This is a genomic window from Bacteroides caecigallinarum, from assembly GCF_016902295.1.
Lineage (GTDB): Bacteria > Bacteroidota > Bacteroidia > Bacteroidales > Bacteroidaceae > Phocaeicola > Phocaeicola caecigallinarum_A.
The window spans coordinates 164,312-186,731 of sequence record NZ_JACJLQ010000001.1; the positions used below are offsets into that span (position 1 = coordinate 164,312).

The following is a 22,420-nucleotide window of genomic DNA, read 5'->3' on the forward strand; positions in this document are numbered from 1 at the left end:
GTATCCTGAATGGTATCAAAGGGTAAAACGAGAAATAAGGTTCCGTCATCTGTCCCACCGCGCAAGCAGCGTATGGTATGTCTGATGAGTGAAGAAGAAATCCGCATTGTGGAATGTTATCTCAAGAAATATAAGATAACTAACAAGGCGCGATGGCTTCGCGAGACTGTATTGGCTCATATCCATCAGCAGCTGGACGATGATTATCCTACTCTTTTCAACGAACACGAAATGCGCAGATAGTCATATGGCAGACGATAATTATTATATGAAGCAGGCCCTTGCCGAGGCAGAACGTGCGGCACAGAGGGGAGAGGTTCCGGTGGGAGCCGTAGTGGTTTGTCGTGACCGTATAATAGCCCGTTCGCATAATCTTACAGAGACTCTAAATGATGTTACTGCCCATGCCGAGATGCAGGCCATCACTGCAGCCGAGAATGCGTTGGGGGCAAAGTATCTTAATGATTGTTCGCTGTATGTCACTGTTGAACCTTGTGTGATGTGTGCCGGTGCGATAGCATGGTCGCAATTGGGCAGACTGGTTTACGGCGCGTCTGACGAGAAACGCGGTTTCATGAGATATGCACCCGATTCACTTCATCCACGGACTGAAGTGCAGTTCGGCATCATGGCCGATGAATGTGGAAAACTGATGAAAGATTTCTTTAAAAAACGCAGGTAATACATTCTTTTAAAAACGACCTGTCGTTTAAAGTAAAACGTGACCGCGTTCAAGATAAAACACGGTCATGTTTTTTAATCAATAAAACTACACATATTTTTACGAGGTAGATCATTAAAAAAATGCTGTTAGAAAATGAAGATTGTTGGGTAATCTACAAAATTTACTGTATATTTGTATAATATGATATAAAGATGTACTTTTGCACACAGATACAGATGTTGTGCAATAGAAAGGACAGTATGACAGTATTAAAGACAAGAGCCAAATTAGTGGATGTAGCCAGACAGCTTTTTGCTAAAAAAGGAGTTGAGGATACTACTATGAATGATATAGCCATTGCTTCCAAGAAGGGACGCAGAACTCTTTATACTTATTTCAAAAGTAAGGAAGAGATTTATATGGCTGTAGTGGAGGCTGAAATTGAAATGTTGTCCGATACACTTCATAAAGTGGCCAGTAAAGATATTTCGCCTGAAAAGAAAATTCTGGAACTCATTTTTACACATCTTGAAACTACAAAGACTATAGTTTACAGGAATGGCACTTTAAGAGCCGACTTTTTCCGCGATATATGGAAGGTTGAGGCTGAAAGAAAGGATTTTGACATTAAGGAAGTGGTTCTGTTCAGGAAAATACTCCAGGAAGGCAAGGATTCGGGGGTATTCGATATTGATGATGTGGAGATTACAGCTTCTATCCTGCATTACTGCTTAAAAGGCATTGAGGTACCTTTCATCAGAGGACAGATTGCAGAGGAACTTGACGACGAAACATCGTGGAGATATGTAAAGAAAATAGTTTATGGAGCTTTAGGTTGTAAAGCCGAAGAATAGTTATAAATAAACTGACAGTAATATTTTAAATTAAATAATTATGGGATTATTAACTGGAAAAACTGCTATTGTTACTGGTGCTGCTCGTGGTATCGGTAAGGCTATAGCTTTGAAGTTTGCTTCTGAAGGAGCTAACATTGCGTTTACTGATTTGGTAATCGACGAAAACGGATTGAACACAGAAAAAGAAATTGCGGCTTATGGCGTTAAGGTTAAAGGCTATGCTTCAAACGCTGCCAGCTTTGAAGATACTGCTAAGGTGGTAGAACAGATTAAGGAAGAATTCGGAACAATCGATATTCTTGTAAACAATGCCGGTATTACTAAGGACGGACTGATGATGCGTATGAGCGAAGCTCAGTGGGATGCTGTAATCGGTGTAAACTTGAAATCTGCTTTCAACTTCATTCATGCCTGCACTCCTATCATGATGCGCCAGAAGAGTGGTAACATCATCAACATGGCATCTGTAGTAGGTGTACACGGTAATGCCGGTCAATGCAACTACTCTGCTTCTAAGGCAGGTATGATTGGTCTGGCTAAGTCTATCGCTCAGGAACTTGGCTCTCGCGGTATCCGTGCAAATGCAATCGCTCCTGGATTTATCATTACCGAAATGACAGCACAGCTTTCTGACGAAGTTAAGGCTGAATGGAACAAACGTATTCCTTTGCGTCGTGGAGGTACTCCTGAAGATGTTGCAAATACTGCGTTGTATCTTGCTTCTGATTTGTCTGGTTATGTATCAGGACAGGTTATTCAGGTTGACGGCGGTATGAATATGTAATTTTCATTTTATAATTTCGGGCACAGTTTCCATTTTTATAATGGACGCTGTGCCTCTTTTTGTAAATAAATATCTATGACTGTAGTTTACGAGGATAATCATATTATAATAGTAAATAAGACCGCTTCGGAAATTGTGCAGGGCGATAAGACTGGTGACACTCCGCTTTCGGAAACTGTGAAACAGTATCTGAAGGAGAAATATAACAAACCGGGAAATGTGTTTGTAGGTGTGACTCACAGACTGGACAGACCAGTGAGCGGACTTGTGGTCTTCGCTAAAACCAGTAAGGCGCTGAGCAGGCTGAATGATATGTTCAGAAATGGTGAGGTGGAGAAAACATATTGGGCAGTTGTGAAGAACAGACCTGCTGCCGAAGAGGGAACACTCGTACATTATATGGTGAAAAATGAAAAGCAGAACAAATCGTATGCGTACGATAAGGAAGTGAAGGACTCAAAAAAAGCTATACTTGATTATAGACTTATAGGTCATTCGCAGAATTATTTCCTGCTTGAAGTGCGTCTGCATACCGGACGCCATCATCAGATACGATGCCAGCTCGCAAAGATGGGTTGTCCTATCAAGGGCGATTTGAAATATGGATTTCCACGTTCTAATCCGGATGGAAGTATATGTCTGCATTCGCGTAGAGTGAAATTCATACATCCGGTGTCGAAGGAAGTTATAGATGTTACTGCGGATTTGCCGTCTGGAAATTTATGGAACGGATTCGGAATATAAAAAAAAGAGCATGCTTCACAGCGTGCTCTTTTCCGTTTTTAACACATAGGCATCTTCATTATCATAAGATTGTAGTTTTGTATATATTGATACACAATCTCAGAAATTCAATTCTATGGGGTTGGGTTTTGTGTGTTTTTTATCCTTTTGTTTAGTCTAGTTTATCTTATTTTAAAATCTTATTCATAAATATATTCGCAAATGTCGTGCCATGAATGGAATGTCATTCTTAATGTGTTGTAAAACAAAGTGTTGTATGAAAAAAATCCACACCCATGCATGAATGAGTGTGGAATATGTTGTGGAATATGTGGATTTTTTCTACAGACTATTGTGGAATATTATAATGTTTAAGTTTGTTGTATAGCGTTTTTCTGTCTATGCCAAGTATTGCGGCGGCTTTCGATTTGTTGTTGGCCGTTTGTTTCAGGGCATTGATGATGAGCTGTTTTTCGGCTTCTTCCTTGTTAAGCGTTGATATTGTGTTCCCCGTGTCTGCATTATTGTTGTTATGTTCTGTAAGTTCGTCTCCCAGTTCTACAGGTGTAATGAATTCACCTCGGGCAAGCAGTGTCGCTCTCTTTACTATATTCTTAAGCTGTCTCAGATTTCCCGGCCATGAATAGTTTTGGAGTATGGCATTTGCTGCCGCATCGAAACCAATCAGATTCTTGTCAAGTTCCTTGTTTGCCTGGTCTAAAAAGAAATTTGCAAACAGAAGTATGTCTTCGCGGCGTTCGTTAAGCGACGGCATGCGTAATGTGAACTCGTTGATTCGGTGATAAAGGTCTTCTCTGAAACTGCCTTTTGCTATGGCTTCTTTCAGATTTTCATTGGTTGCGCTTATCAGCCTTACATCTACCTCAATTTCCTTAGTAGAGCCTATCTTCCTTATCCTTCTTTCCTGGAGGGCACGTAACAGCTGTACTTGTACCTCATAGCTGAGGTTACCTATTTCGTCGAGGAAAAGTGTACCGCCGTTTGCTTCTTCAAAGGCTCCTGTCTTGTCGGTAAGCGCTCCGGTGAATGAACCTTTTACATGTCCGAAGAATTCGGATGCTGCAAGGTCTTTGGGGATTGAGCCACAGTCGATAGCTATGAAAGGCTTTTCACCTCGCTTGCTGAGCTGGTGAATGCGATGGGCAACATACTCTTTTCCTGTTCCGCTTGCCCCGCTAATAAGGACAGACATTTGCGTAGGGGCCACGAGGTTTACATAGCTGAACAGTTTTTGCGCGGCCTCGCTTTCGCCTTCAAGGAAATTATTCTTGTAATTGTCGGTTTTTGATGGATTTGAAGCGTCTTTCTTGCCGGCAGTGTCTTTCCTGTTTTTCGATGATTCTAATGCTTCGTTTATTTTATTTAATAGTTCATCCGGTTGTACAGGTTTCTTGATATAGTCTGTAGCGCCAAGTTTCATGGCTGTTACGGCATTCTGGATTTCTCCGTAGCTTGTCATCATTATGAATGGCGCGAATATTTCAAGGTCTCTCATCCACGTAAGCAGCTGCATCCCGTCATGGTCAGGTAATCTTAAATCGGAAAGAATCAAACTGAAGTCATTTGATGTAATCAGTTTTCTGGCCTTTGCGCATGTGCCGGCTGTCTGTACATCAAAACCTTTCTTTCCTAACCAGGTCTTAAGCATGGTGGAAAAAGTTATGTCGTCTTCAACTATTAATATTGACGGAATCATATATTTTTGATATTTTATTCTACAAAGTTAATCTATATATTTAATCTTATTGGCTTTAGCATTCTTATTTTTATAAATATTATGCAATGCTGTTAGCACAAATGCCTTTTTTTGTTTTTGTTATATGTTTGCTGGTATGGGACAATCTGACATTTGTTACTTTTTCTTATGATTTATTGCAACCCTACTTTTGTTAAGAATTAAAATTCTGTCTATCTTTGTTTCCGCATTTTTATGATTTTATACATATAATAGACTGCTGAAAAATGAAAAGATTATATTCATTGATATTCATATTGTTTGCCGTTGCTGTGTGCGTTAATGCCCAACCGCAAATATCATTCGATAATACTTCAAAAGACTTGGGATACATCCTTTGGCGTAATCCTGTATCTGTAAAATATTCTTTTACGAACACAGGCGACAAACCTTTGGTTATATCCAATGTAACCGTATCGTGCGGATGTATGCAGGCCGATTGGACTAAAGAGCCGATAGCCGTAGGGGCAAAAGGTGAAGTTACTGCAGTATTTGATGCTGAGGCCATAGGTAAGTTCTACAAGGAAGTTGGAGTGTATTGCAATGCCTCGAACGTTCCTCTTTATCTTGATTTCTCGGGCGAGGTTACCGCCGACTCGAAGGATTATGCCTTTACTCATAAGTATAGCTATGGAGCGGTGAGGACAAATGAAGATGAAATAGTTTTCGACGATGTGAATAAGGGTGATAAACCGCAGTTTGAAATCCTGGTGGCAAACACTTCGAATAAAGCCTATAATCCGGTATTGATGCATCTGCCTCCTTATCTTTCGGCAAAGGCAGAGCCTGAAACTTTGGGTTCGCAAAAGAACGGAAAGATAACTGTTACGCTTGACACGGAAAAATTGCCTAAACTTGGAATAACACGTACTACTGTTTTCCTTTCAAGGTTTATGGGTGATAAGGTTAACAGCGAAAATGAGATACCTGTATCCATAGTATTGTTGCCTGACCTTACCGGACAGACTGATTTCCAGAAAAATAACCCTCCTGTTGCGGAATTAAGCTCTAAAGTTCTTGATTTCCACGGGCTGAAATCAAAACAGAAGAAGACTCAAACTATTATTATCACAAACAAAGGTAATTCCAATCTTGAAATAATGGACTTGCAGGTGTTTACGATGGCCTTGAATGTGAAACTTAACAAGAGTGTTATCAAGCCGGGCGAATCTGCCAAAATGAAAGTTACAGTCCTGGCTAATAATCTTTCACGCTCAAAAGGCAAGCCACGAGTACTGATGATAACAAACGATCCAAAGAGTCCTAAGATAACCATAAGCATAAATGCCGACGTGATAAAATGATATGGTTTTCGGTTACGGAACAATACAGACTTATTAACCATTAAATATATTACCATTATGGAACATCCTGAAAACAATGAAGAATATAAGGGCTTGACTGTAAATCAGGGAGTGGAGCAGCCTTCGATTGTAAATCCTTATATAAACCTCAGGAAGAGACCTAAGAAAAGACAGTTCTCTGTAGGTGAATATGTAGAAGGTATAGTGAAAGGTGATATCACCATGTTGAGCCGTGCTGTAACTTTGGTTGAGAGCATTAAACCTGAACATCAGACGATTGCTCAGGAGGTGATAGAGAAATGTCTGCCTTATTCCGGCAATTCTGTCAGGGTTGGGATCAGTGGTGTTCCCGGAGCCGGAAAGAGTACTTCTATTGATGTTTTCGGACTTCATGTTCTCGAAGAAAAGGGAGGTAAACTTGCTGTTTTGGCTATCGACCCGAGTAGTGAACGCTCTAAAGGTAGTATTCTTGGCGACAAGACCAGAATGGAGAAACTCTCCGTTCATCCTAAATCATTTATCCGTCCCAGCCCGTCTGCCGGTTCGCTTGGAGGCGTTGCCCGTAAAACACGTGAAACCATAATATTATGCGAAGCTGCAGGATTCGACAAGATTTTTGTTGAGACTGTTGGTGTAGGCCAGAGTGAGACCGCTGTTCATTCTATGGTTGATTTTTTCCTTCTCATACAGCTTGCCGGTACCGGTGACGAACTGCAGGGCATCAAGAGAGGTATAATGGAAATGGCTGATGGAATAGTTATTAATAAGGCTGACGGCAATAATGTGGAGAAAGCTAAACTTGCCGCCGCACATTTCCGTAATGCTCTTCACCTTTTCCCCGCTCCTGAATCGGGATGGACACCACAGGTGCTTACGTACTCCGGATTTTATAACATTGGCGTAAAGGAAATATGGGATATGGTGTACAACTATATTGATTTCGTCAAGAAAAACGGATATTTCGATTACAGACGAAACGAACAGGCCAAATATTGGATGTACGAAACTATTAACGAACATCTTCGCGACAGTTTCTATCAGGACCCGTTGATAGCCGACATGCTCGAAATCAAGGAAAGAGAGGTCTTGAGCGGACAGGCCACATCATTTACAGCGGCAAAAAAACTGCTGGATGTTTATTTTAATCAACTGAAGAAGTAAATTTAGTATAATTATATGCAGGATTTTGTTCATCTACATGTTCATACACAGTACTCTATACTTGACGGACAGGCTTCAATCCCTAAGTTAGTTGACAAGGCAATAGCAAATGGAATGCGAGGCATTGCCGTGACTGACCATGGTGCCATGTTCGGCATAAAAGAGTTTTTTAATTATGTAAATAAGAAAAACGGAGGAACAAATGGCGAAATCAAGGATTTGAAGAAGAAAATTGCAGCTCTTGAGAAGGGAGAAACTGAATCTGAAAATCCTGAAGAAGAGCTGGCAGAATGCAGAAAACAGTTGCAGGCTGCTCAGGAAAAGCTGTTTAAACCTATCATAGGCTGTGAAATGTATGTGGCACGCCGTGGACTTAAAGACAAAGATGGAAAGCAAGACCAGAGCGGTTACCACCTTGTAGTGTTGGCAAAGAACCTGAAAGGTTATCACAACCTTATCAAATTAGTGTCGAAGGCATGGACTAAGGGTTTCTACATGCGTCCGCGTACCGACCGGACGGAACTTGAAAAATATCATGAAGGCCTGATTGTGTGTTCTGCGTGTTTGGGTGGTGAAATCCCTAAAAGAATTACTGCTGGACAGTTTGAGGAAGCTGAAGAGGCAATACAATGGTATAAGAATCTGTTTGGCGATGATTATTATCTGGAATTGCAGCGCCATAAGGCTACTGTCCCGAGGGCCAACCATGAGGCGTATAGGTTACAGCAAGTGGTGAACGCCAAACTCCTTGAATATTCCAAGAAATATAATATTAAGCTGGTTTGTACCAACGACGTGCATTTTGTGGATGAAGAGAATGCCGAGGCTCACGACCGTCTTATCTGTCTGAGTACCGGTAAGGATCTTGACGACCCTAACCGTATGCTATATACCAAGCAGGAATGGATGAAGACTCGTGAGGAAATGAACGAGATATTTGCTGACGTCCCTGAAGCCTTGTCCAATACTGTGGATATATGCAATAGCGTGGAATTCTATTCAATAGATAATCCGCCTATCATGCCGACTTTTGAGATTCCTAAAGATTTTGGCACAGAGGAGGAATATCGTCAGAAGTTCACTGAGAAAGACTTGTTCGACGAGTTTACACAGGACGAGAATGGAAATGTGGTGATGGACGAGGCGTCTGCAAATGCCAAGATAAAGAGATTGGGCGGATACGAGAAACTTTATCGTATAAAACTGGAAGCCGACTATCTTGCAAAGTTGGCATACGACGGTGCCAAACGCAGATATGGCGAAGTCTTGAACGAGGAAGTGAGCGAGCGAATAAAGTTCGAGCTGCATATTATGAAGACAATGGGTTTCCCGGGATACTTCCTCATTGTACAGGACTTTATTTCTGCCGCGAGAAACAAACTTGATGTGTCTGTCGGTCCTGGACGTGGTTCTGCCGCAGGTTCGGCTGTAGCATATTGTCTTGGTATTACTCAGATTGACCCTATAAAATACGACCTTCTGTTTGAACGTTTCCTTAACCCGGACCGTATCTCACTTCCTGATATTGATGTCGATTTTGATGATGACGGACGCGGACGAGTCCTCAATTGGGTTACCGAGAAATACGGTCAGGAAAAGGTCGCACATATTATTACATACGGTACAATGGCCACTAAGCTTGCCATCAAGGACGTGGCTCGTGTTCAGAAACTTCCGTTGTCCGAATCAGACCGATTGTGTAAGCTGGTTCCGGACAAGATACCCGACAAGAAACTTAATCTTCCTAACGCCATAGCATACGTGCCCGAACTTCAGGCGGCAGAGGTATCTACAGATCCTGTCTTGAGGGATACAATCAAGTACGCGAAGATGCTTGAGGGTAACGTGCGCAATACTGGTGTGCATGCCTGCGGTACAATCATTTGTCGTGATGATATTACGGACTGGGTTCCTGTAAGTACGGCCGATGATAAGGAAACGGGCGAAAAGATGCTTGTCACTCAGTACGAAGGTTCTGTTATCGAGGATACCGGCCTTATCAAGATGGACTTCCTCGGGCTGAAAACATTGTCCATAATTAAGGAGGCACTCGAAAATATCAAGCATAGTAAGGGTATAATTCTGAATATCGACGAGATACCTATTGACGACCCTGCTACGTATCAGCTTTATAGTGACGGAAGAACTATCGGTACATTCCAGTTTGAATCGGCCGGTATGCAGAAATATTTGAGGGAACTTGAACCTTCAACTTTCGAGGACTTGATTGCCATGAATGCCCTGTATCGTCCGGGACCTATGGATTATATACCTGACTTTATCGACCGTAAGCACGGACGTAAGCCTATTGAGTACGATATACCGATTATGGAGAAGTATCTTAAGGATACGTATGGTATTACCGTTTATCAAGAGCAGGTCATGTTGCTGTCGCGTCTGCTTGCGGATTTTACACGTGGAGAGTCTGATGCCCTCCGTAAGGCCATGGGTAAGAAGCTACGTGATAAGCTGGACCACATGAAGCCTAAGTTTATCGAAGGAGGTAAAAAGAACGGACATGACCCACAGGTACTTGAGAAAATATGGGCAGACTGGGAAAAGTTTGCGTCGTATGCTTTCAATAAGTCGCATGCTACATGCTATTCATGGGTAGCTTATCAGACTGCATATCTTAAGGCTAACTATCCTTCGGAATATATGGCTGCCACTATGAGCCGAAACATTGCCAACATAACTGAAATCACAAAGCTGATGGACGAATGCAAGGCTACCGGCATTAATGTATTGGGACCTGACGTGAACGAAAGTGAATTGAAATTCTCTGTAAACAGCCGTGGAGACATACGTTTCGGTATGGGAGCTGTGAAAGGTGTAGGTGAGTCCGCTGTACAGTGTATCCTGGATGAACGAAGGAAAAATGGTGAATTCAAGAATATATTTGATTTTGTACAGAGGGTAAACCTGTCATCGTGCAACAGAAAGAATATTGAAAATTTGGCTTTGGCAGGAGGTTTTGACAGTTTCCCCGGAATAAAGCGTGAAGATTTCTTTGTGAAAAATGCAAAGGATGAGACTTTCGTTGAAATACTTGTGAGATACGGAAATAAATATCAGGTGGACAAGGCCGCTGCCACTAACTCTCTTTTCGGTGGAGAAATGGCTGTAGAGATTGCAACTCCAGAGATTGTACCTGCACAGGCATGGAGCGATTTGGAACGCCTCAACCGCGAGCGTGAACTTGTAGGAATATATCTTTCTGCACATCCTTTGGATGAATATGCTGTTGTATTGGAGAATGTCTGCAATACGCACATGATAGATTTGGCCGATCTCGCTCCGTTGCAGAACAGGGATCTTATACTTGGAGGAATAGTGACAGGTGTGCGCGAAGGATATACTAAGACCGGAAAACCGTATGGAGTAGCTAAGGTTGAGGATTATTCCGGAGTGGCTGAATTTGCGTTTTTTGGCAATGAATGGGTGGAAAAGAAAAACTTTTTCAGCGAGGGAATGTTCTTGTATATGCATGGGAAATGTCAGCCTAAACAGTGGAAGCAGGATGAATGGGAAGTAAAGATAAATACCATTGAACTGTTGCCGGATGTGAAGGAGAGGGTGATTGAACGTCTGACTGTAAAAGCGCCGCTCTCTTCGATTGATGATGAATTTATTGCTGAATTCGGTTCTTTAGTAAAGGAAAATCCGGGAAATACTGAACTATTGTTCTATATTGTTGACGATGACGGACAGATGCATGTAAATCTTTCTTCACGTACGGTTAAGATTTCTGTACAAAAAGATTTGATTAATTATTTAAAATCGCAATCACAGTTGGACTATAAAATAAATTAGTCTATATTTGTCGCTTGGATATAACAAACAAATAAACATAATAACTCACAAACTTAAAAATTTAAAGTTATGGCACTTAACATTACAGATCAGAATTTTGAAGAGATAATGGCAGAAGGTAAACCGGTAGTGTTGGATTTCTGGGCTACATGGTGTGGACCTTGCAAACAGATAGCTCCATATATTGAGGAACTTGCCGAAGAATATAAGGATACAGTAAACATCGGTAAATGTGATGTTGACGAAAACTCAGATCTTCCAGCACAGTTCGGAGTACGTAACATCCCTACAGTACTTTTCATCAAGAACGGCGAAGTGGTTGAAAAACAGGTTGGTGCAACTACAAAGCAGGCTTTGGCTGAAAAATTGAAGTCAATTCTCTAAATAGCGCTGAACTTTTATTAATCATTAAAACTAAAAACTATGGCAACTGATAACGATTTCTTGTTGGAAGACGATGACGATGAAAAAACCATCGAATTCATTAAGAACTATTTGCCGCAAGAACTAAAGGAAAAGTTCACAGACGATGATTTGTATTATATATTCGACCTTATAGTAGAGTATTATACAAGCAGCGGATGTCTGGACGCTCAACCGGATGAGGAAGGATATATCAATATCGACCAGGATGAGATTGTTGATTATATTATCAAGGAATCTGCTGAGGACGGTATGGGCCCATACGAACCGGAAGATGTTTTCTTCGTTGTTCAAGGCGAAATGGAATACGGAAACCAATTGGGTGGTGTAGAATAAAAAAATTCTTCATATAAAAAATGCTTCAAGGTATTTTCATATACTTTGAAGCATTTATTTTGTATAACAGACTTATGTCCATATATCTGTAGATTTCAGTTTCTTCATTGTAGTGAAGAAGAAAAAGTGATTTCCGGATTAATTTCCTTTATTGTCTCGAGCATCATATCTCTGTTTTCCGGAGCCAGATATGTTTTCTTTCCGTTCTTGTCAATAATAACTGTATCATACGGAATATTCAGAGTGAATCTTTTCTTCTCTTTCAGAGCTATTATTTCCTTTATATCAAATATATTAATGGATCTGTATTTGAAATCTCTGATGCTGAGATATTCATCGGCTATGCTATATTCTATGTGATATATTCGAATGCATGACGACAGAGCCATGAAAATGAAGCATGATATGAATGGAATGAGATTGTCAACGTTTCTTTCTGACAATAGTACCAGAACAATACATAATACTATCGCCGTGACAGAATACATCATGGACATCCATACACAACCCTTTACCTTTTCCGACATTTGTGAACTGAAAGTTTTCATATCGCCTGTTGTTTTAATTGTTTTTAAATGGTGTTTAAACGCTATTTAAACGGTGTTTAAATATCTTCTAAGTCTTACAAATATATGGAAAAAACATGATTTATACATCTTTTAGCATTAAAAATGCAGCATTTACGTTTATAAATTGTTTCTTTATATGAACATGTAGGTTTAACCAAATCATACGGTATGAAGAATTTTTGTTTGTTTGTGGGACTGATGATTATAAGTATTGTCCTCCCAATATCGGTCAAAGCTCAGAATTATGATAAACTTTGGAAGGAAGTAGAATCTCTTCAGAAGAAAGATCTTCCGCATTCCGTTATAGAAAAATCAGAGAAAATTTTTTCATTGGCATTGGAGGATAAAAATCTTCCGCAGATGATAAAGGCTTTTATGGTCTGTTCGGAATATAAGGTGAAACTTAGTCATGACAGCCTGCGCTTTCAGAAAAACAGACTTGAGCAATGGGCTGAATCCGAAACGGATGGGGCTGGAAGGGCTGTACTGAACAGTATTGTAGCAATGATTTATGCTGAAGAATATCCGCTGGAGATTGATTCGGTTATTTCACACGTGCGATTGTCACTCAGTGAGAAAGATTTGCTTGCCTCACGTTCGGCGGCATTGTTTTATCCGGTAGTTATATCGGAGGAGCTCAGTAAAGATTATTTTGACGATAATATGTACGATTTCCTTTCGAGACAGGCTGTCCGTACATTGTTGTCTGTATCTGCTTTCAACAATGAGCAGAAAATTCATAATGAAATTATCAGTATCTATAAGTCGCTGACTGATATGTATTCATTGGATGAAAGTCCGTATAGGGATAGAAATGCTGAAGCTTTGACGCGTGAAGCCGGATTGGTCTATTTGTCCGACTATTGTGTATATCAGAAAGATAAACTGTCTTTGGAAGAATCTATAAATGAGTTTAAGAGCCTGGCTTCGGAATTCAATGATATTGATGTCTATTGCGATATTGTGCTTAAACTTGCCCATAAATATTGTGCCGACGGGAAATATGTTGAGGCTATGTCGGAGGTGAAAAGAGCATTGGAACTCTATCAAGATTCCGGATGGGCGGATGAACTGAAAAACATGATAAAATTTATTGAGTCTCCAAGTCTGGAAGTAAATATTCCGTTTGTATATCCCGGATATAAGTCTGATATAAAGGTTTCATATAAAAACATTACAGGGGTAACTTTAGAAACTTACAGGTTAGGACTTTCGCCTGCATCGGAAAAACTTCAGAATATAACTGATTTTGGACATTTAGTCAGGAAGTATGGCAACCGGGTGGCTGTTAATAATTACACACTCCCTCAAACGCAGGATTATAAACTACGTTCTACCAGTCTTAAGTATAAGTTGCCTGAGAATGGAATATATGTATTGAAACTGTTTTCAAAGCAGAAACCGGACGTGGCAGACTATCAGGTGGTATATGTGTCACCTTACCAGTGTGTTATAATTCCTTTGCCTGAAAATAAGAAAGAACTCGTGGCTGTTGACCGTATGTATGGACATCCTGTTCCTTATGCGGAGATTGTTACATACGGAATGAACGATGGCAAATATGAAATAAAGAACATTTATACTACCGACGAAAATGGAAGTGTTGTTATAAATGCTTCTAAGGATAAACCGGAATATTATAATGTGCGTACTGAGGGTAATGATTTTATGAATATTTCTTCTTTCTATTCAGCAGGTTATTTCCCGGATACAAACAATGCCGAATCCAAGAAGCAGACTACAATTTTTACCGACCGTTCCATTTACCGTCCCGGACAGAAAGTTTATGTTTCTGGTGTAAAATATATCCAGAAGGGCGATTCTGTATCTGTTATGAAGGGAGAAGAAGTCGCAGTTAAACTTACTGATTCTAACGGCAGGATGGTGGAAAGTGTTAAGGTGGTTACCGATGATTTTGGGGTTTACAGTGCTGAGTTTGTTCTTAAACAGAATGCCATGCCTGGATATTTCGGCCTTAGTGCAGATAATGCTTATACCAGTGTGAGAGTTGAGGAATATAAGCGTCCTACTTTCGATGTCGCATTCGGTAAAAATGATAAGGAGTATTCGCTTGGCGATTCTGTATGTGTGGATGCTATGGCTATGACATTTGCAGGTGCGCCTTTGCGTATGGCTAAAGTGGAATATCGGATTGTGCGTACTGATAATACATGGTGGAGATACAAAGGAAACGAAACAGAAATCTCTACTGGCGAAACTATGACCGATGCCGATGGCAAGTTCCATATAAACTTCCAATTGAGTAAGCCTGATGGAGTTTCATTGCCACAGAATGATGTTTATTACAGATTTAATGTTACGGCTACAGTTACAAGCCTTTCCGGTGAGACTCAAGTAGGAGAGTTCTCTGTCTCAGTAGGTGATAAGTCATTGAGCCTGAGAATATCGGACTTACAGGCCAAAGTCGCTAAAGAGAAAATCGGAAAAATCAGATTTGAGGCTTTAAACTGCGAAAATATGCCTGTTGAAACCGATATCCGATATTCTATATATAAGCTTAACAGTGAGGACAAGATAGTTGAGAAGGCTGTGTTTTCCGGTGAGGAGAATGCTCAGAAATCATTTGTTCCGTATGGACTGAATTCTCTTTCTTCGGGGAAATATCGTATGCGGATTTCTGCAATCGACTCCAAGGGACGCGAAGTGTCTGCAACTAAAGATTTTGTATTGTTCTCCCTTGTGGATAAAGTTCCTCCTTTCGATACTGTAGAGTGGTTCTATCAGGACGGCGACTCGTTTGAGGACGGTAATGGTGTTGATTTCTATATAGGTAGCTCCGAAGAGGATGTTTATCTTATGGTTGATGTGTTTACAGCCGAAAGAAGACTGGATAGTAACAGAATAACTTTGTCCAATTCAATAAAGAAGTTCAGTTACAAGTATAAGGAAGATTATGGCGACGGTATAACTGTATGTTTTTCTTTTATGCGTAAAGGCTCATTATATAAAAGGAATATAAATCTTGCAAAACCGCAACCGGATAAGAAACTTGTTGTTACTTGGGAAACTTTCAGGGATAAACTTGTTCCCGGACAGAAGGAAGAATGGAAACTGAAGGTTGAGGATAAGGATGGTAAACCGGTAAGCGCCTCAATGCTTGCATCGGCATACGACGCATCGCTCGATGAACTTTATGCCCATTCATGGCATTTCGGATTATATTTCCGTAGAAATATTCCTTATGTGTATGTCCAGACACTGAGAGTAGCCGATAATTCTTATATCAACGTAAAGTATGATCATGTTAATGCCGGTAATGGTATTGACTGTATTTATGGCAACAAATTCACTCAGTTCATTCCTTTCTCGTGGAATTATTATGGCTCTCGTGGAATGATAATGACTAAATCGGCTTCTAATGGACTGTTGTTTGGTAAAGTAATGTCTTCTGATGTGGCGATGAATTCTGTAAACAGGAAAAGTATGGAGGAAGTGGCTGATATGAGTCCGGCAATGCCTGAAATGGAAAATGCGGTTTCGGCTGGTGAACAGGGTAGTACCGTTCCGGTATTTCGTGAAAACTTCTCTGAAACAGCATTTTATTATCCTCGTCTGCACACCGATACAGCGGGAGTCGTTACTATGTCGTTCGTGATGCCTGATGCGCTGACTGAATGGACTTTCAACGGTTTGGCGCATAACGAGGATATGGACTATGGGTTTGTGAAGGCTGCGTTCACTACATCAAAACCGTTTATGGTGCAGCCTAATATGCCGCGTTTCGTGAGGGTGGGTGATGAATCGTATATCTCGTCATCTCTTGTCAATATGTCTGATGAGAATATAAACGGCAAGGTGACTATGACAATTTCCAATCCTATTGACGGCAAGGTTGTATATACCGGAACAAAAAATTTCAATGTACTCGAGGGAGAGTCAGATGTGGTTACATTCAGCTATAAAGTTACTGAAGGTATAGATGTTCTGGTTTGTACAATAATGGCTGAGGCCGGCGAGTTTAGTGATGGCGAACGTCATTATTTGCCTGTATTGTCGGACAGGCAATTGGTTGTTGAGAACATATCAGTACAGCTGAAAGGTGACGAAAACAAAACAGTGGCTCTTGATAAGTTGTTTAATGCTGGCAGCAAGTCGGCTGCAAATAAAAAGCTTACAGTAGAGATGACTGCAAATCCACAGTGGTACGTGATTCAGGCATTGCCTGTTCTTGGCACCCCACAGGTGGAAGATGCTATGTCGTGGGCTACAGCTCTTTATGTCAATTCTTTGTCTTTGCATATCGTGAAATCCAATCCTAAAATCAGGCAAGTGTTCGATTCATGGATAGCACAGGGAAAAGATGAAAAGTATTTATGGTCGGAACTGTCAAAGAATGAACAGCTTAAAAATATCATCATCGAAGAAACCCCATGGTTGGCTGATGCTGAAGATGACGCTTCGAAAAAGCAGCGTATTGCAATGCTTTTCGATGTAAACGCAATGAACGACAGACTCTCCACGGCTGTTGCCAGCCTTGCCAAGTTACAGCTGGCTGACGGTTCGTGGCCATGGTTCAAGGGTATGACTTCAAGTACTTACATCACTCTTCGGATAATGGAGTCGTTGGCCAGACTCAAGGCTTTGGGAGTATCATTCAATTATCAGATGAACGATGTGTATAAGAAAGCCCTTGGATATCTGGCTTCCGAAGCTGCCGGGTGTCATGACAGTATGCTTGAAAACAAGAACGCTTACGTACCTCAGAATATGATTATGAGCTATCTGTATATATGTGCCATAGATGATGAGGCTGCATCTTCGGCAGATGCTAAGGTGAACGGTTATTTCATTGACTATTTTGTAGGAAAGTCTGCATCGCTCGACATAAATGAAAAATCGGTATTGGCTACCATTATGGACGCGGCAGGAAAGAAAGACGAGGCGGAAGTCCTTCTACAGTCTGTTATGGAATATATGATAAGCAATGATGAGATGGGTTCATATTTTGATACATATAAGGCCGGATATTCTTCGTTCGATTTCAGAATACCTGTTCATGTGTCTGCAATGGAAACCATCATGCGTTTGGGAGATAATAAAGAAACTTTGCTTGACGATATGCGTCTGTGGTTGCTGAAGCAGAAACAGGTACAGGTTTGGGATACTCCGGTTGCATCTGTAAATGCCATTTATGCGTTTCTGGCAGGTGGAAGTGATGTGCTTGATTCAGGTTCTGCTATTACAGCAGAGGTTGCGGATAAAACTTATACCACACCGGATGATGCGATAGGACATGTTTCTGTATCGTTGCATGATTCTGATATCAGGAAAACAGAGAATATTGTATTCTCAAGAAAAGGCACAGGTGCCGGATGGGCTTCTGTCTGTTCACAATGTCTTGAAAGTATCGACAAAGTGAAATCCTACAATGGTGAAGGTCTGAGAATAGAACGCAAGTATATATGCGATGGAAAAGAAGTTTCATCGTCTTCCGTTTTGTCTGTGGGCGATAAGGTGACGGTATGCATAACCGTAAGTGCCGACCGTGATATGGATTTTGTACGGATAAAGGACGATAAACCTTCATGTCTTGAGGTTGCGTCCCAACTCTCTTCTTATTCTTGGACAGAAGGTCTTTCGTTCTATCGCGTAAATAAAGACGCGTCTGTAGAATTTTTCATTGACCGGATGCGCAAAGGTTCCTATACTATACGTTATGACGCATACGTGGCACGTTCAGGGAAATATGTTTCAGGTCCGGTATCTGTCATATCAGTTTATGCGCCGCAATTCGGTTCGCATGGGAAAACTTCAGTTATTACGATAAAATAAGTTTACCTCCACACGCTCGTGTCAAGCTCTCGACACGGTCGTGCGGAGATATCCACACGTTCGTGTCGAGTACTCCACACGGCCGTGTGGAGATTGATTCTTTTGCCCAAAAAAGTACCTTCGGCAGTTCTATTATACCAGAGTCCTCGTACGTTTGTTTATTAAAGGAATTGACGTGGAAAGAAATAATGGAAGATAAATACCGGCTTTCGGATATTTTCTTTATTTTTGTAAAAGTATATGAGAATCTTGGTTAGGAACAAATAGCCAACAACCGGTACCTATCAACCAGTTACCTTAGCTCTTAATTTTATCTAAATCATTTTATAATGGTAGGGCGATTTTAAGTATAGAGGCGTATGATATGCTTGCCCGTAAAAGCAATATATCAAGAAGTTTGAAATCCAATGTGCGTTCCATAACCGAATATAACGGTGTGGACAGTTATATAATGGCCCATTTTATATACAGGTATGATTTTATGCGAGGTAAAAAAAGCAGATGAGGAATGCCATGCTACTTTATGTATGTGAAGTTGTTCTTCTGAAATAAAAATAAAAAACAATTTCGTCGCCATGAAAAAACTTCGTATATTTGCACCCGCTATGGTGAAGTATCTGTTTCTTTTATACATCGCATTGGGGATATACCTGATTTCGGGTGACTATTCCACCGTATATGACAGTCAGGAGTATGAAAATACTTGTGTGGCTGAATGGCAAAATGATACGGTGATAATCAATCATATATTCAGAGGTTTGTCCGAAAAAAAGGAGATTGATAACGAAAGAGTAAATTTATTGTTTCAATTTTGTATCGCAAATAACAATGTTTATAATAGCGGACGTTTCACTTTGTCTTATAAGTTGTTAAAGACTTATTCTAATGCTTTAGGCATAACCCATTTACGGAAAATATTCTTGCCGGAAGAAAAGGTGACATCTTATTTCTCTTTTTTACTCTTCACTCGTTACTCGGACAATTATTATATTTATCAAATCAAACGTATTTTGATTTAGCATAAATTATAAGGTTGGTGGGCCGTTTTTTTATTCATATATGTTTCCTGAAGATTATTGATACGGGATTATTGTTCCTGCCTGCCGCAATATGAAAATTAAATTCTTTTTTATATGCTAATATCAATTTATTTACATGGATTTTTTACTGGATTTTATCTTTAATATAGATCGACATTTGATTGAAATAGTCCAAACATACCATGCATGGACGTATATTATATTATTTTTAATTATTTTCTGTGAAACAGGTTTGGTCGTTACGCCATTCCTTCCCGGCGATTCATTACTGTTTGTTTCAGGTGCTATAGCCGCTCTTCCCGGTGTGCCGATTGAAATCAATATCTTGGTTTTTGTACTTTTTGTCGCTGCCATTTCTGGTGATTCTTGCAATTATATTATAGGCCATTTTTTTGGAAAAAAGTTGTTTGGCAGGAAAAATTCTGGCATATTCAAACAAGAACATTTGGATAAGACTCACGAGTTTTATAAAAAATATGGAGGTAAGACAATCATCATAGCACGTTTTGTGCCAATCGTTCGTACTTTTGCTCCGTTTGTGGCAGGAATGGGGAAAATGCATTATTATTTTTTCACGATATATAATGTGGCAGGTGGTGCTTTATGGGTTGCGTTATTCTGCTATGCCGGATATTTTTTCGGAGACCTGCCTTTTGTACAAAATAATTTGAAACTTCTTATAGTGGCAATCATTGTTATTTCCATATTGCCTGCCATAGTGGAAGTAGTAAGAACCAAATTGAAATTAAAGAGATAAATTATAAAAACTAATTAATCAAACAGGAATTAAAATACAGTGTATATTTATGAAAAATTCTTTTTTTAGCCGATTTGCGCCGCAGGAACCCAAGTTCTTTCCGATGTTAAAACATTTGTCGGAGATTCTTATTTATTCTTCAAACTTGTTAGTAGAAAGTTTTGAACATAATACACCGGAAAAACGTAGTGAATATTACAAACGTATCAAAGATGTCGAGCGCGAAGGCGATAAACAAACTCATCAAATTTTTGATGAGTTGGGAAAAACATTCATAACGCCTTTCGACCGTGAGGATATTCATGATTTGGCATCAACGGTAGATGACGTGATAGACGGTATAAATAGCTGTGCGAAGCGTATAACTATTTACAATCCCCATCCGATTTCTGACAGTGGTAAGGAACTGAGCAAGTTGCTTCAGCAAGAAGCGATTTATATTGGAAAGGCGATGGATGAACTTGAAACGTTCCGTAAGAAACCGGCCGCATTGCGTGAGTATTGCGAGAAATTACATGATATTGAAAATCAGGCAGATGACGTATATGAGTTGTTCGTAAAGAAATTGTTTGAGGAAGAGAAGGACTGCGTGGAATTAATCAAAATCAAAGAAATAATGCAGGAATTGGAAAAAACCACAGATACTGCCGAGCGTGTTGGGAAAATATTAAGAAATCTTATTGTTAAATATGCATAAAGGCAGGGAAAATACATGGAATTATTAGTTATCATCATAGTATTGGCTTTGATATTCGACTATATCAACGGTTTCCATGATGCGGCCAATTCAATAGCTACCATCGTTTCAACAAAAGTTCTAACTCCTTTTCAGGCTGTAATATGGGCCGCGTTTTTCAATTTTGTGGCTTTCTTCATTGCCAAATACATTATTGGTGGTTTCGGAATAGCCAATACAGTGTCTAAAACGGTTGTAGAGGATTTCATAACTTTGCCTATAATATTGTCCGGTGTCATTGCTGCCATAATATGGAATCTATTCACGTGGTGGAAAGGCATTCCTTCCTCCTCGTCCCATACTCTTATTGGTGGATTTGCAGGGGCTGCCATCATGGCGCATGGTTTTGGGGCTATTCAATTGAGCATAATCTTGAAAATTGTAGCTTTCATCTTTCTGGCTCCTTTTATCGGAATGGTGATAGCCTTTGGTTTTACTTTGTTGGTGTTGTACATATGCAGACGTGCGCATCCTAGTACGGCAGAATTATGGTTTAAGAAATTACAACTTGTTTCTTCTGCCTTGTTCAGTGTAGGTCATGGATTGAACGACTCCCAGAAAGTCATGGGTATCATTGCTGCTGCTTTAATTGCGGCTCATTCGGAAGGCCTTGGCATGGGAATAAACAGCATTAATGACTTGCCTGATTGGGTGGCTTTTGCCTGTTTTACCGCTATTTCTTTGGGTACAATGTCCGGAGGGTGGAAAATTGTAAAGACAATGGGTACACGCATTACAAAAGTGACACCTTTGGAAGGTGTTGTCGCAGAAACTGCAGGAGCCTTTACTTTATATTTGACGGAATTCTTGAAAATACCTGTAAGCACGACCCATACAATCACTGGAGCGATAATTGGCGTCGGGGCTACTAAAAGACTTTCAGCGGTACGTTGGGGAGTGACCAAAAGTTTGATGACTGCTTGGATTTTGACCATTCCTGTCAGTGCCATATTGGCTGCTGCAATATATCAAATAGTTCGTTTTATTTGATTCTTAATAAAAATATTATGCAGACTCCAATATTGATGTTTCTTCAAAGGTACATCAATATTGGAGTTTCTTTATCCGTTTGTGTCTATCCGTGAAGGTTATATTTTTGCTAATCGAAAATGATTTCCGGATTTATATTCTTCAGTATTCCGACCATTTCATTTCTGTTTTCTGGTGCAAGACATGTTTTTTTCCGTTCTTTTCTTCTACTATGGTGTCATATGGAATATTCAGGGTAAATCTTTTTTTGTCTTTCAATAAGGTGATTTTTTTTATTTCCGCGATTTTGATTGACTTTGATTTGAAATCTTTCACATTGAGTATCCCGTCTGTGATATTATATTCCGTGTTGTATATGCGTATGCATGATGTGAGTGCCATAAAAATGAAACAAGCGATAAATGCTACCAGGTTGTCTATGTTTTTTTCTGATAACAATACCAACACTAAACATAAAGCTATCGCGGTGACTGAATACATCATTGACATCCAAATGCAGCTTTTTGCCTTTTCCGACATTCGTGAATTGAAAGTTTTCATTTTATAAATGGTTTAATATGTTTTTTTAATGCAATAAAACAGTGTTTAAACAGTATTTAAACGGTATTTAACCCAAGTTTGATAGCCAAAAAAAATTTTTAGTTATTTTTTAGCTGTATAATTTCACTAATCCATTGATTATCAGCTTTAGCATTTCTCAAAATTAAAATGTAG

Annotated in this window: 18 protein-coding genes; 15 read left to right on the forward strand and 3 right to left on the reverse strand. The window is 39.9% G+C overall.

Annotated features, from left to right (window positions below; translation table 11 throughout):
- Nucleotides 1-9: 9 nt before the first annotated feature.
- The 5 genes from H6A27_RS00780 (at nt 10) to H6A27_RS00800 (ending at nt 3,049) form a co-directional block, all read left to right on the forward strand.
- The gene (locus tag H6A27_RS00780) at nt 10-243 is read left to right on the forward strand and encodes a hypothetical protein (RefSeq protein WP_204404420.1); all 234 of its coding nucleotides are present in this window, start codon (nt 10-12) and stop codon (nt 241-243) included.
- Nucleotides 244-247: 4 nt separating this feature from the next.
- The gene (locus tag H6A27_RS00785; protein ID WP_204507330.1) at nt 248-682 is read left to right on the forward strand and encodes a nucleoside deaminase; all 435 of its coding nucleotides are present in this window, start codon (nt 248-250) and stop codon (nt 680-682) included.
- Between the two features lie 242 nt (nt 683-924).
- Entirely contained in the window at nt 925-1,518 is a 594-nt protein-coding gene (locus H6A27_RS00790) for a TetR/AcrR family transcriptional regulator (RefSeq protein WP_204404424.1), read from the forward strand.
- Between the two features lie 40 nt (nt 1,519-1,558).
- Nucleotides 1,559-2,305, forward strand: a complete 747-nt coding sequence (gene fabG / locus H6A27_RS00795; RefSeq protein WP_204404426.1) for a 3-oxoacyl-[acyl-carrier-protein] reductase — start codon at nt 1,559-1,561, stop codon at nt 2,303-2,305.
- A 75-nt stretch (nt 2,306-2,380) separates the two neighbouring features.
- Complete coding sequence (locus tag H6A27_RS00800; protein ID WP_204404428.1) at nt 2,381-3,049, forward strand: RluA family pseudouridine synthase; 669 nt, start codon at nt 2,381-2,383, stop codon at nt 3,047-3,049.
- Between the two features lie 328 nt (nt 3,050-3,377).
- On the opposite strand, the gene H6A27_RS00805 is transcribed toward H6A27_RS00800, so the two are convergent.
- Entirely contained in the window at nt 3,378-4,745 is a 1,368-nt protein-coding gene (locus H6A27_RS00805; RefSeq protein WP_204507331.1) for a sigma-54-dependent transcriptional regulator, read from the reverse strand.
- 266 nt (nt 4,746-5,011) lie between these two features.
- Between H6A27_RS00805 and H6A27_RS00810 the strand changes: the two genes are divergently transcribed.
- The 5 genes from H6A27_RS00810 (at nt 5,012) to H6A27_RS00830 (ending at nt 11,821) form a co-directional block, all read left to right on the forward strand.
- The gene (locus tag H6A27_RS00810) at nt 5,012-6,088 is read left to right on the forward strand and encodes a DUF1573 domain-containing protein (RefSeq protein ID WP_204507332.1); all 1,077 of its coding nucleotides are present in this window, start codon (nt 5,012-5,014) and stop codon (nt 6,086-6,088) included.
- A gap of 57 nt (nt 6,089-6,145) precedes the next feature.
- Nucleotides 6,146-7,249, forward strand: coding sequence for a methylmalonyl Co-A mutase-associated GTPase MeaB (gene meaB / locus H6A27_RS00815; protein ID WP_204404434.1), 1,104 nt, complete (start codon nt 6,146-6,148; stop codon nt 7,247-7,249).
- A gap of 15 nt (nt 7,250-7,264) precedes the next feature.
- Nucleotides 7,265-11,062, forward strand: a complete 3,798-nt coding sequence (gene dnaE / locus H6A27_RS00820; RefSeq protein ID WP_204404436.1) for a DNA polymerase III subunit alpha — start codon at nt 7,265-7,267, stop codon at nt 11,060-11,062.
- Between the two features lie 69 nt (nt 11,063-11,131).
- Nucleotides 11,132-11,446, forward strand: coding sequence for a thioredoxin (gene trxA, locus H6A27_RS00825; RefSeq protein WP_204507333.1), 315 nt, complete (start codon nt 11,132-11,134; stop codon nt 11,444-11,446).
- Nucleotides 11,447-11,485: 39 nt separating this feature from the next.
- Nucleotides 11,486-11,821 carry a hypothetical protein gene (locus H6A27_RS00830; RefSeq protein ID WP_204404440.1) on the forward strand — a complete coding sequence of 112 codons (336 nt, stop codon included), beginning with the start codon at nt 11,486-11,488 and terminating at the stop codon, nt 11,819-11,821.
- Between the two features lie 104 nt (nt 11,822-11,925).
- On the opposite strand, the gene H6A27_RS00835 is transcribed toward H6A27_RS00830, so the two are convergent.
- Complete coding sequence (locus tag H6A27_RS00835; protein WP_204507334.1) at nt 11,926-12,369, reverse strand: hypothetical protein; 444 nt, start codon at nt 12,367-12,369, stop codon at nt 11,926-11,928.
- A 189-nt stretch (nt 12,370-12,558) separates the two neighbouring features.
- Here H6A27_RS00835 and H6A27_RS00840 point away from each other — a divergent pair, with 189 nt between their 5' ends.
- The 5 genes from H6A27_RS00840 to H6A27_RS00860 all read left to right on the forward strand — a co-directional run bounded on the left by H6A27_RS00840 (nt 12,559) and on the right by H6A27_RS00860 (nt 21,706).
- Nucleotides 12,559-18,183 carry an alpha-2-macroglobulin family protein gene (locus H6A27_RS00840; protein WP_204507335.1) on the forward strand — a complete coding sequence of 1,875 codons (5,625 nt, stop codon included), beginning with the start codon at nt 12,559-12,561 and terminating at the stop codon, nt 18,181-18,183.
- A 575-nt stretch (nt 18,184-18,758) separates the two neighbouring features.
- Nucleotides 18,759-19,202, forward strand: a complete 444-nt coding sequence (locus H6A27_RS00845) for a hypothetical protein (RefSeq protein WP_204404446.1) — start codon at nt 18,759-18,761, stop codon at nt 19,200-19,202.
- A gap of 136 nt (nt 19,203-19,338) precedes the next feature.
- The gene (locus H6A27_RS00850) at nt 19,339-19,980 is read left to right on the forward strand and encodes a DedA family protein (RefSeq protein ID WP_204507336.1); all 642 of its coding nucleotides are present in this window, start codon (nt 19,339-19,341) and stop codon (nt 19,978-19,980) included.
- 49 nt (nt 19,981-20,029) lie between these two features.
- Nucleotides 20,030-20,677 carry a DUF47 domain-containing protein gene (locus H6A27_RS00855; protein WP_154045106.1) on the forward strand — a complete coding sequence of 216 codons (648 nt, stop codon included), beginning with the start codon at nt 20,030-20,032 and terminating at the stop codon, nt 20,675-20,677.
- 15 nt (nt 20,678-20,692) lie between these two features.
- On the forward strand, nt 20,693-21,706 hold the full coding sequence (locus tag H6A27_RS00860) for an inorganic phosphate transporter (RefSeq protein WP_154045107.1): 1,014 nt from the start codon (nt 20,693-20,695) through the stop codon (nt 21,704-21,706).
- Between the two features lie 141 nt (nt 21,707-21,847).
- Here H6A27_RS00860 and H6A27_RS00865 read toward each other — a convergent pair whose 3' ends face one another.
- The gene (locus H6A27_RS00865; protein WP_204507337.1) at nt 21,848-22,246 is read right to left on the reverse strand and encodes a hypothetical protein; all 399 of its coding nucleotides are present in this window, start codon (nt 22,244-22,246) and stop codon (nt 21,848-21,850) included.
- Nucleotides 22,247-22,420 lie beyond the last annotated feature (174 nt).